At 69.1% G+C, this 11,368-nt stretch carries 10 protein-coding genes; 7 read left to right on the forward strand and 3 right to left on the reverse strand.

Features of this window, described 5'->3' with window-relative positions; genetic code table 11:
* The first annotated feature begins 63 nt into the window (after positions 1-63).
* The gene (locus tag AB0B64_RS36810; protein WP_357953696.1) at positions 64-1,503 is read left to right on the forward strand and encodes an MFS transporter; all 1,440 of its coding nucleotides are present in this window, start codon (positions 64-66) and stop codon (positions 1,501-1,503) included.
* 25 nt (positions 1,504-1,528) lie between these two features.
* Here the strand turns inward: AB0B64_RS36810 and AB0B64_RS36815 are convergent, their stop codons facing one another.
* Both AB0B64_RS36815 and AB0B64_RS36820 read right to left on the reverse strand, forming a co-directional pair.
* Positions 1,529-2,461 carry a GNAT family N-acetyltransferase gene (locus AB0B64_RS36815; protein ID WP_357953698.1) on the reverse strand — a complete coding sequence of 311 codons (933 nt, stop codon included), beginning with the start codon at positions 2,459-2,461 and terminating at the stop codon, positions 1,529-1,531.
* A gap of 106 nt (positions 2,462-2,567) precedes the next feature.
* Positions 2,568-3,446, reverse strand: coding sequence for an alpha/beta fold hydrolase (locus tag AB0B64_RS36820; RefSeq protein WP_357953700.1), 879 nt, complete (start codon positions 3,444-3,446; stop codon positions 2,568-2,570).
* A 162-nt stretch (positions 3,447-3,608) separates the two neighbouring features.
* Here AB0B64_RS36820 and AB0B64_RS36825 point away from each other — a divergent pair, with 162 nt between their 5' ends.
* From AB0B64_RS36825 to AB0B64_RS36850, 6 genes are all read left to right on the forward strand, one after another.
* The gene (locus AB0B64_RS36825) at positions 3,609-4,775 is read left to right on the forward strand and encodes an acyl-CoA dehydrogenase family protein (protein WP_358183316.1); all 1,167 of its coding nucleotides are present in this window, start codon (positions 3,609-3,611) and stop codon (positions 4,773-4,775) included.
* A gap of 555 nt (positions 4,776-5,330) precedes the next feature.
* Complete coding sequence (locus AB0B64_RS36830) at positions 5,331-6,521, forward strand: ROK family protein (RefSeq protein ID WP_358183319.1); 1,191 nt, start codon at positions 5,331-5,333, stop codon at positions 6,519-6,521.
* 127 nt (positions 6,522-6,648) lie between these two features.
* Entirely contained in the window at positions 6,649-6,783 is a 135-nt protein-coding gene (locus AB0B64_RS36835; protein ID WP_357953947.1) for a lasso RiPP family leader peptide-containing protein, read from the forward strand.
* Between the two features lie 88 nt (positions 6,784-6,871).
* Positions 6,872-8,515 carry an asparagine synthase-related protein gene (locus AB0B64_RS36840; protein ID WP_358183324.1) on the forward strand — a complete coding sequence of 548 codons (1,644 nt, stop codon included), beginning with the start codon at positions 6,872-6,874 and terminating at the stop codon, positions 8,513-8,515.
* Complete coding sequence (locus AB0B64_RS36845) at positions 8,509-9,225, forward strand: lasso peptide biosynthesis B2 protein (protein WP_358183327.1); 717 nt, start codon at positions 8,509-8,511, stop codon at positions 9,223-9,225. The genes AB0B64_RS36840 and AB0B64_RS36845 overlap by 7 nt, the downstream gene beginning before the upstream one ends.
* Positions 9,226-9,405: 180 nt before the next feature.
* Entirely contained in the window at positions 9,406-9,555 is a 150-nt protein-coding gene (locus AB0B64_RS36850; protein ID WP_357953707.1) for a hypothetical protein, read from the forward strand.
* Between the two features lie 407 nt (positions 9,556-9,962).
* Here the strand turns inward: AB0B64_RS36850 and AB0B64_RS36855 are convergent, their stop codons facing one another.
* Positions 9,963-11,294: a M1 family metallopeptidase gene (locus AB0B64_RS36855; protein WP_358183330.1), complete on the reverse strand. Its 1,332-nt coding sequence runs from the start codon at positions 11,292-11,294 to the stop codon at positions 9,963-9,965.
* Positions 11,295-11,368: the final 74 nt, after the last annotated feature.

The following is an 11,368-nucleotide window of genomic DNA, read 5'->3' on the forward strand; positions in this document are numbered from 1 at the left end:
GAAGATCACGCGGCAGTTTCGTGGGACGTTTGCGAGCCGGCCTCGGGGTAGCGAGTTGAGTTCATGAGCGACCTGGAGACTGGCACCATCACCACCAAGGTGCCCGCGAGACTCGATCGGCTGCACTGGTCACGCTGGCACTGGATGATCGTCATCGGCCTCGGCACCGTCTGGATCCTGGACGGGCTCGAAGTGACCATCGTGGGCAACCTCTCGGCCCAGCTCGCCAAACCCGGAAGCGGCCTGGACATCACGCAGGCGCAGGTCGCCGGCCTGGCCGCCGCGCTGTACGTCGCGGGTGCCTGCTCGGGGGCGCTGTTCTTCGGCTGGCTGACCGACCGGTTCGGCAGGAAGAAGCTGTTCCTGATCACGCTGGTCGTCTACCTGGTCGCGACCCTGATGACCGCGTTGTCGTTCGACGCGTGGTGGTTCTTCCTGTTCAGGTTCATGACGGGCTTCGGCATCGGCGGGGAGTACGCGGCGATCAACTCGGCCATCGACGAGCTGATCCCGAGCGCCCACCGGGGGCGGATCGACATCATCATCAACGGCAGCTACTGGCTCGGGGCGGCGGGCGGCGCCCTGCTGACCGTGCCGCTGCTGAACGACCTACCGGTCAACATCGGCTGGCGCGTCGCCTTCGGGCTGGGCGTGGTGCTTGGTCTGGCCATTCTGCTCGTACGGCGCCACGTACCGGAAAGCCCGCGCTGGCTGTTCATCCACGGCCGTGGCCAGGAGGCCGAGGAGATCGTCGACGACATCGAGCGCCAGGTGGGCGGGGACCTGCCGGAGCCGGCGCAGTCGATGACGATCCATCAGCGCAAGTCCATCGGGTTCGTCCGGATCGCGCACACCATGGTGGCGCTCTATCCCAAGCGGACGGTGCTCGGCCTGTCGCTCTTCATCGGCCAGGCGTTCCTGTACAACGCGATCACCTTCGGGTACGCGCAGATCCTGTCCACGTTCTTCAAGATCGACACCCATACCGGCTACTACTTCGCGGTCATCGCGGTCGGCAACTTCCTGGGCCCGCTGCTGCTCGGGCGGCTCTTCGACACGGTCGGCCGGATCCCGATGATCTCCGCCACGTACATCGGATCGGGGCTGTTGCTGCTCGGCACGGCCTGGCTCTTCAACCAGGGGATGCTCACGGCGGTGACGCTGACGGCCTGCTGGTCGGTGGTGCTGTTCGTGGCCTCTGCGGGAGCCAGTTCGGCGTATCTGACGGTCAGCGAGATCTTCCCGATGGAGACTCGGGCGATGGCCATCGCGTTCTTCTTCGCCATCGGCACGGCGGCGGGCGGCATCGCGGGCCCGCTCGTCTTCGCCCACCTGGTCGAGACGGGTGTGCCGGGCGACACGGCGCTGGCCTTCTCGATCGGGGCCATCATCATGATCCTGGCGGGTCTGGTGGAGCTCTTCCTGGGCGTCAAGGCCGAACGCAAGGGCCTGGAGGAGATCGCCACTCCCCTGACTGCCGCCGAGACAGGCCAGGCGGCATGACGACCGGCCATGGGCAGCGGACGGGCTAGGGCCGGAGGTCGTTGGAGAGGTTGATCCGGATCTCCGTGTTGCGGTATCCGGCGCGCCCGAACGCGGCCGCCATCGGCGCGTTGCCCACGTCGGTGGTGGCGGTGACGCGTGGCTCTCCGTTGGCCGCGTGGATGCGAGTGATCTCGGCGAGTATTTCGTCCACGTAGCCGCGCCCCCGGAGCTCCGGGACCACCCCCAGATATCCGACGTTCACGTTGTACGGCGTCGCCGAGGGGATCGCCATTCCCGCCACCTCGCCCTCATGCGTGTAGGCGATCCGCCACCACTCCCGCTTGCCCGGCGCCCTGAGATAGAAGTCCATCTCTTCGCGCGCGGTCGTGTCCACGCCCTTGGCCGCCAGGCTCGCACGGGTCTGGGCGTCCAGGCTGCCCTCGGCGATTCTCGTGAACACCGTCAGGAACTCCTCATCGGACGCCTCGGCGAACCGCAGCACGCCGGTCGCCGGGGGCACCCCGTCGGCGGGTGTCCACTCGAACTGCAGCCGCTCCACTTCCCGGGTGAGGCCGGCCGCGTGTGCTGCCGCCCGCCGCCATTCCACGGCCATCGAAGTGGCCGGATCGTCGCGCCAGCCACCGGCCGCCTTGATCGCGTACTGCACCGGCCGCGGGAATCCGGTCAGCGCGGCCCTGATCAGCTCGGCGGCGACGGCGGTGCGGTCACCCGCCGCAGGGTCCACGTCGAGGCAGTCGAGCGCGACCGGGTGCGCGCTGTCCCTCGGCCCCCACCACAGTGCCCGTCCCACGACCTGGTGGTCGACCTCGGCGATCCAGGTCCATTCCGGCCGGTACATGTTCTCGGCCAGATCCGCGAGGTAACGGTCGGCGGGGATCCAGCCGACGGGCTCGGTCACGCTCCACGCGGTCACGCGGTCGAGGTCGGCGGGGACGGTAGGGCGGTAGGAGATCATCTAAAGAAAGTACCTAACTTTTGTCATCATCTGAGCTAAATGTCCGGTCATTCCTTGAAGCCCGCACAGGTGAGGGGTGAGATTCGCGGCGGCGCCTGAACACGCGTCACTCGGCCGTGTGTGCGACGATGGCGGCGGCCAGCTCCTCGTGCACCTCAGGCGGCAGTGTGTGGCCCATCCCCTCCACGATCATCAGCCGCGCCCCTGGGATCTGCTCGGCGATGATCGCGCTGTGGCCCGGTTTGGCCGGCTCGTGGCTGCCCTCGATGACCAGGGTGGGTGCCTTCACCTGATGGAGTACGCCCACCGGCTCGAAGTCGGGCTTGGCCATGGCGGCCAGCCGGTGGTTGGCCACCGCCGACAGGTCGCGGGCCCGGTCGTAGATCCGTTCCTGCAGCCGCCGCGCCGCGTCCTCGTCGAACGGCAACCCGGTGCCGTGCAGCAGCCGCTGCTCAGCGATCATGCCGTCGATCCGCGCGCGCCGATCCGCCGGTGGCGGCGCGGCCATCAACCTACGGTAGAAGTCCACGAACTCCGGCGCCGGCTCCGGCAGGCTCCCCTCGGGCTGCGGCTGCCCCATCAGAGCCCGCATGATCACCTGGCCCTCGCCGCCGCCCAGCGGGGAGGAGCCGATGACGGTCAGCGACCGCACCCGCTCCGGCCGCTCCACCGCGGCGAACTGGCCGAGCAGGCCGCCCGCCGAGTGACAGACCAGGTGCGCGCTCGCCAGGCCGTGGTCGTCCATCACGCGGTAGACGTCGTTCTTGATGTCATCCCATGTGTACGGCTGCGCCGCGAAGTCGACGGTGCCCGACATGCCGGTGTCGCGGTGGTCGTACCGGATCACCCGGCGGCCCCCGGCGCTCAGCCGGCCGACGAACTCGTCCGGCCACAGGATGCCCTGCGACATCGAACCCATGATCAACAGGATCGGCGCATCCGTCTCGGCGCCGAACTCTTCGCTCCAGATGTTCACGTTTTGCATGCCTCAAAGCATGCCGTCCCCGGCTACGGGCGCCTTCTGTAGAACTACTAGTGGCGCCACATCCGTACGGGGAGGAAGAACGGCCGCGGCTCTGGACAATGTGCTGCCCACGTGATCTGACGGAGTAAGAGCGTCAACGATCACGAACAGGAGCACCTGGACATGAGCGACACGCTGCGACTCCACACCGCCGGCCCCGCCCTGCTGGAGCGAGCCCGTGACCTGCGCCCACTGATCGAGCGTGAGGCGGCCGCCGCCGAGGCGCAGGGCAGGCTCACCACGCCCGTCGTGGATGCCCTGCATGAGGCGGGACTTTTCGGTATATGGGTGCCTACGCCGCTGGGCGGCGCCGAGTTGTCCCCCAGGGAGCTGCTCGCCGTCTTCGAGGAGCTGTCGTACGCCGACCCCTCGACCGGCTGGGTGGTCATGGCCACCACTCTGGAGAACGGCACGGCCGGCGCCTACCTGGGTGACGAGGCCGTCGCGCGGATCTTCACGGGCCCGCGGATGCCGGTCATCGCGGGCCAGGGCACCCGGCCGGGCACCGCCGTACGCGAAGACGGCGGTTTCCGTCTCAGTGGCCAGTGGGGTTTCGCCTCGGGCATGCCGCACGCCCAGTACGCCCACAGCCTGGGCGCCGTCGAGGGCACCGACGAGGCCCGGATCTTCATCACCCCGATCGAAGACGTCAAGATGCTCGGCAACTGGGACGTCCTGGGCCTGCGCGCCACAGGCAGCATCGACTACGCCATCGACGGCGCCTTCGTACCGGAGTCGCAGACGCATATCTTCACGCACAACGAACCGCTGCGCGGCGGCGCGATCTTCCGGCTCGGCGTCCTCGACCAGGCGATGATCTGTCACTCCGGCTGGGCGCTCGGTGTCGGCCGCCGGCTGCTCGACGAGCTGAGCCGGCACGCCGCGGCGCGGGCCGGGCGGCCCGGCCAGATCGCCGCCAGCGATGCCTTCCACGCCGACTTCGCCCGCGCCGAGGCGGCGTTCCGTGCGGCCAAGGCCCTGGTGCGCGAGACGTGGGACGACACCGAACGCACCCTGGACGCGGGCCGGACGCTCGACGTACGCCAGGAGACGATGGTGCGGCTCGCGCTCAACCACATCACGTCGACGATCGCCGAGGTTGCCCGGTTCGTCTACGCGTCGGGCGGCACCTCGGCACTGCGCGACGGGCTGATCCAGCGGCTGTTCAGGGACGTCCACGCCGGCACCGCGCACATCACCTCGGGCCCGCAGGTGCTTCAGGAGTGCGGCCGGGAACTGGCCGGGCTGGCGCCGGGCCAGTCCTGGATGCTCTTCGCCCTGGAGGCGTGAGGCGCCCTGGAGGCGTGAGGGGCACCCGAACCCAGGGCTCGGGTCGTCGCTCGGGAGCGGTGACAGCTCGCCCGGGCGCCAACGAGTCGACCTCGGCCAGGACGTCGATGGCGGTCTCGCAGGCGCGAGCGGCCCACGCGGTGTCGATACCGGTCCCGGTGCGGTCGCGGGGGCCCATGGGCGCGACCGCTTGCGACAGCAGTCGGAGGGTGGTCTCGCTCGGGTTGGCGAACGCGATGAGGACCATCTCAGCCAGGGTACGGGGGGCGCCTTCGGGCCACAGTGGTCTCTGGTGAGATCCGGGGTGCGCGTCCCGGCCTCGGCGATGGACGCCATGATCCACCCGTACCCGGGACTCAGGCCAGGCCATCCCCTTGAGTGCCAGAACCTTCGGGGAGAAGCTTGCATCCAATAGCCCGTGGACATCACGCGGCACGGCGGCGGAGTTGAGGCGGCGCACCAGCGCCGGATCCTGTTGCGACGCGCACGAGCCGCCCGGGTGGTGTATATGTCACATCGTAGGTCCGTACAGCGAACGGTGTTCCCGTGCCCAATATGCTCGATCTCCTCAAGCCGCCGCACGGTCCCAAGGAAGAAACGCAGCTGTCGATCGTCAAGGCGCTCATGGCGCGGCCGTATCTGAGAGCAGACCTGGCAAGGCCGACCGGTCGGGTGGCCAACACGATCAGCACTGCGATCGACGAGCTGCGCGGCCGCAACATCATCGCGCCGGCGAAGCGTGGCAGCAGGGAGGACATCCGGCTCATGCCGCTCACCGGCGTCGCAGTCGGCGTCGAGCTGGGATACCAGCACATGGTGGTCGCCGCGCGCCTGGCGCACCAGTCCTTCGACGAGGCCGAGACCGAGTTCCTGGAGAACGGCGCGGCGCAGGGCCGGGAAAGCTGGCTGCCCGACCTGGTGAGCGCGATCCGCAAGGTGGTCATCAAGGTCGGCGGCGGTCCCAACGAGCTGGCCACCATCGGCATGGGCATCCCGAGGGTGGTCGATCCGCAGCAGCAGACCCTCGTGCCGCCGGTGCTGCCACCCTGGCAGGAGGGCGAGAATCCCGCCGCGGCGCTGACGAATCAGCTGGCCCGGGCCAAGGACATGAGCGTGCCGGCCAACCTGCGCGTACGGCTGGACAACGACGCCAATCTCGGCGCGTACGCCGAACACGTCTACACCCACCCGCACCTGGAGACACTGATCTACATCAAGGCGTCCACCGGGGTGGGCGCGGGGATCATCATCGGCGGAAAGCTCTTCCGCGGAGCCAAGGGGTGCGCGGGGGAGATCGGCCACACCATGGTCCAGCCGGACGGCCGCTTCTGCCTGTGCGGCGGGCGCGGCTGCCTGGAGACGTTAGTGGGCGCGGACGCGATGCTGCGCGACGCCCAGGCCATGCTGGGCGACAAGATCTTCACCAGGCCTTTCAGCGTCAACCAGCTCGTCGATCAGGCGGAGGCCGGAAATCCGATCTGCCGGCGCATCGTGCGCGACGCCGCGACTCTGCTCGGCCAGAGCATCGGCAACGTGTGCAACCTGCTCAACCCAAACGTGATCGTCCTCGGCGGGGTTTTCGGCCGGGCGGGGGACCTCGCCATCAAGGCGTGCAACGAAGGGATCAGCAGGACCGCCATGGCCGCCGCCCAGTCGGAGAGGCCGTTGGTCGTCGCCACCGAGTCGCCCCGCGCGACCGCGCACGGCGCGCTTCTGCTGGGAATCGACGGCGAAGGCCGAGCATGAATTGTGGCTTTCGGGACCTCGTCGACCCGATAATGACCTCAAATTGAGCAAAAGCCTCGCGGCTTTCTCATATACGGCGGCGGTACTATCATTGGCTTCAATACCGCCAGCGCGATTGGATGGGACCATGCCCGACGCCGACGAGCCGGAATCCCCATATCTCCCGCCCGCGGTCCTCGATTTCGGCAGCGTACGAGAGCTCACCAAGGGAAGCTCGGGCAATGGCTCAGCGGACGCCAACTCCCAGTATTACTGGGCCTGAGTTACCGGCACGCGTCCCCGGCCTGATCGCCACGCTTGCCGAGGGCGAGGCGGCTCTCCGCCCCTACGGCGCCTGGCACGCTTCAGAGGTGACCGAGATCGATCGGCTCCTGGTCGTCGGTCACTGCCTCGCCGACCGGCGCTCGATCGCGGCCGCGCTCGAGCGTGACGATCTCGGTGCGCTCACGCGCCTGCCCGGGTCGTACGCATGGGTGCTGGCCAGGCAGGGCGAGCTCATCGCGTACACCGATCTCGCCGGCCAGTTTCCCCTCTACCTGTCGCGGCTCGGCGGGCGGACCGCGCTCGCCTCGCACCCCGGGGTCCTGTCCGACCTGCACGAGAGGTCCGTCGATCCGGTCACCCTCGCGGTCACGATCGCCTGCCCGAGCGTGTTGCCGCTGTGGGAGCATCGCTCGCCGTACCAGGGCGTGAGCCGCCTTCCAGGCGGCCGCCTGATCCACGTGGGACAGAGCACGATCCGGTACGGCACGGCCGGCCCGGCACCCGATCTCCGCGCCGCGCTGACCGAGGCCGTGGCGACCAGATGTTCCGCGGCGCCGATCTCCGCGGACTTCAGTGGCGGGCTCGACTCCACCTCGCTGGCTTTCCTCGCCGCCCGGCACACCAAGGTCAAGGGGATCGTCTACCACCACCCGGACCTCCCGACCACCGACCTGGCCCACGCGAGCAGCCTGGCCGGACACGGCATGGACCTGACCGCCGTGGCAGGAGATCAGAGCACCCTTCCCTATGCCGAGCTGACCTACCCGCTCGACGGCGAACCCGTTCGCGGCAATCTCGCCTGGCGGCGTTCCCTGCTACGCCTCGCGGAGGCGGCGCCCATGCATGTCACCGGGGAGGGCGGGGACGCTCTCTTCGGCGCCGCCCCGTCCTACCTCGCGGAACTCGCGCGTCCGGGGGAGCTGCGCGAGCTGGCCAGGCACTGCGCCCATAACGCGGCTCTCAAGCATGCCTCGCCGCTCGGCCTCGCCACCCGTGCCTGGCGGGTCTCGCGTACGAGCCCGCGCCAGGCCCTGATCCGGCTCGCACGCCGCCTCCTGGATCCAGATGCCGGGAGCCCGACCTCGCATGGTGCCTGGAGGTCGAGTCGGCCGGGTGCCGGGAGTCTGACCTGGCTCGATGCCGTCGCCTGGTGGCCGGTCGACGGCACGGTCCTGGGCTGGCTGACCCGGGCGATGCGGGCCGAACTCGCCATCCGCCTGGCAGACCCCGCACTGGCCGAGCGGGTAGATCCGGACCTGGGGCCGACTCACGTGGCGACCAGGGCCGAGCTGAGGCAGTCGGCCGACGCCCAACGCCAGCTACGTGAGCTCGGGGCTGTGCTGACCGGGACCCGGGTCCACGCGCCCTTCCTCGACGACGCCGTGGTCCGCGCCTGCCTCGCCGTGCCGGCCCACAGGCGCGTGGGTCCTACCGCCGGCAAGCCTCTGCTCGCCCGTGCGCTGCGCGACCTCGTGCCCGAGCGCGTGTTCGCGCGCCGGACCAAGGGCGACTACAGCGCCGAGGAGTACCACGGCGCCCGCGCCTCGGCGGAGCGGCTTCACCGGCTCATCGACGACTCCCGGCTCGCGGCACTCGGCGTGGTCGAGCCCGGGCCCGTGCGTGCCTGCCTCGACTGGCTGCTCGCCGGAGCGCCTGCGCCGCTGGGCGCGATGGCCCAGTTCGTGGCGACCGAATGCTGGCTGCGAGGCTCCCGGCCGGGCCCATGCTGAAGGTCAGGATTCCCCGCCATGTCCATTACCGGGCCTACGAACACGGCGGAGTCGTCCTCATCAACACCGCCACGGGCCACTGGCACGCACTCAACCCGACCGCCGGCAGGCTCTGGGCGAGCTGGGCCCAGGGAGCGGACTTCGAGCGCAGCGTGGCGGAGATCTCCGCCCGGCATCCGGGCGTGGCCCCGGAGCAAATCCATGAGGACGCCGTCAACCTCCTCCACGACCTGCTGCGACGTGGTCTCGTGGGAACCGGGGCGCGCGGAAGCACCCGCCCCCGGTCCGCCCCTTCGCGCGAGGCCGCGGACGCGACGACGTCCCTCGATCACGATCTCCGGCCAGGTTGGGGTGTGGCGCTGCTGGCCTGGTGCTGCCTCGTGCTGGCCGTGCTCCTGCTCGTGCTCCCGTTCCGTGTCACGGCCGCCGTGGTCGGCTGGATCCGCGGGGTGGCCAGGAGACGTGACATGAGCACCGCGTCGGCCGAGGCCGCCGCGCATGCCGTACGGCGTGCCGCCCGGCGCTATCCGGGACGCGCCGCCTGCCTGGAGACCTCGCTGGCCACCGTGCTGTTCGCGGCGGCCTCGTTGCGGCATCTCGACTGGTGTCTGGGCGCGGCCACCGACCCCTATCGCTTCCACGCCTGGGTCGAACTCGGCGGACACCCCATCGCCGCCGACTCCGCCTACCTCCGGGTGCTGACAATCTGACGCAAATTGCGACCGTGCGTGGCAGGGGAAACGCGCCCGACATATCAATTTGCGAAAAAGCCGTGCGGCCGGTCATTTATTGCGGAAATCGGGTGGCGTAACTCTAAAACTGCGTTTTTCTAATTCGTGGCCATTGCCGACTGCGTGGATTACCGTCGAAGCATAGGAAAGGAGGACACCATGTTCCACTCCCGCATCAAGCTCAAGCTCCAGTTCGAGGGAAAGAGGCGGTCCAATCAGATGTTCCGGGTGATCATCGCTCTCGCATTCATCGCGATCATCGTCGTCGCCGCCGGCGACCTCAGCCTGATCAAGCTGGTCTTCCCTTGATTCTCCACAGCCGAGTCGCGTTGACCGTCCGGCCGCGGCTCATCCCTCCGACCTCCGGGCGAAGAGCATGAACTCCCCGCCCGGCCTGTCCGGCGCGTCGCGCACTTCCTGTACGGCGTAGCCGTGCGCGACCAGCGCCGCGCCGGATCGCGCGTCTCGAACACCAGGCGCCGCTGGGCCGTAACGCGCCATGGACGCTGTGGAGCACACCGTCCCAGTCGTGCGGGTCCACGACCGCCTGGGCGACGTTCGCCGTCATGGCGGCGAGGACGACACGCATCGGCGGCCACACCGAGACGCTGGCCTCGTGCACCGCGCGCCGGCACGGTCGGCTGGACGCTCGAAGACGTCACCTTCCCCTGGCAGCGCTCGTTCGAGATCGACTTCACGCTGACCCGGCAGGACTCCTAGATGCGGTGCGTGGTCCAGAACGACGACAGGTCGACCGTCGTCGCGGCCTGGGCGGCGGCCTTGAAGTCGGCCACCGTGGAGATGCCGTACCAGTGTGAAGCGGCGTAGTCGTGCAGGAGCGTCTGCATGGCCGTGGTGCCGATCAGGCGGCGCAGGTCGTGCAGGGCGCACTTGCCGTAGGTGTAGACGACCGTGCCGTAGCGGCTGGAGTGGGCGTCCCAGTAGGCCATCGAGTTGCTGATCTTCTCGGCCGACGACTGCCAGGAGACGCTGTTCCAGCAGTTGGTGCCGCTGATGCCCTGATACAGGTCGGTGGCGTAGTCGGCGAAGGACTCGTCCAGCCACGGGGTATTGTACTCGTCGTCGCCGACGATGCCGTACCACCACTGGTGGGCCAGCTCATGGGCGAGCGCGGTGGAGCTGACCAGGTCGAGCACGAACCCCGGATACTCCATGCCGCCGAACCAGAAGTTGTTGTCCAGGACGACGTCGACCTCGCCGTAGGGATAGGCGCCGAAGCGGCCGGCGTGGGCGACGAGCGAGTTCTTGGCGGTGTTCATCATCGAGGTGGCGCTGGCGGAGCTGATGCCGCTGACGCGGTAGACGTTCACGGTGACGCCCGTGGTGGTCGTGCCGGTGGTCTTGGTGAACGCGCCGGCCCCCCAGGCGAACTCGCGGACGTGGCTGGCGGTCGCGGTGGTGATCGTCCGGCCGGAGGTGCCGGGGGTGTCCACGGAGGTGCCGGTCGCGGGGACGAGCAGCGAGCTGGGGTGGTCCAGGGTGACCCGGTAGTCGCTGGCGAGCTGGTAGAAGGACTCGCCGTTGTTGGTGTAGGGGTCCAGGTGCCATCCGGCGCCGTCGCGTACGGCCAGGACGGGGAGGGCGTTGCCGATGAAGTTGTACGCGCCGTCGTGGCCGAACCGGTCGGCGCCGCTGGGCACGACGATGCTCAGGTCGAAGCCGACCGAGCCGTTCTGACCCTGAGCCAGCGGCGCGGGGAGAGTGATCTTCAGCGCCGTGCAGGCGACGGTCAGCGAGCCGGCCGTACCACCGGTGACGTTCGTGACCGTGATCGGGGTGGATGGGCAGCTGCCGTGGTAGTTGTCCCACAGGCGCAGGTAGACCTCGGTGAGGGGGTCGGCCGACAGGTTCGTGAAGCTGACGCTCTCGTGGCCGGTCCAGGTGGTGCCCGAGGCGTTGCTGGTGAGGTTCACGGTGTAGGAGGCCGAGCCCGGCGTCCGGGTCGCGTCGACCGCCCAGGCCGGAGCGGGGAGTCCGGCGGCTAACGCGATGGCGATCGTGCAGAATGTCAGCATTCTTCGGATCATGGGCTGGCTCCTTGTGTGACGCTCGGGCCCCCGATCTGCCGACGAAACGTAACTTCCTCCGTCAGGGCCGTCAA

Source organism: Nonomuraea sp. NPDC049129, from assembly GCF_040648495.1.
Classification (GTDB): domain Bacteria; phylum Actinomycetota; class Actinomycetes; order Streptosporangiales; family Streptosporangiaceae; genus Nonomuraea.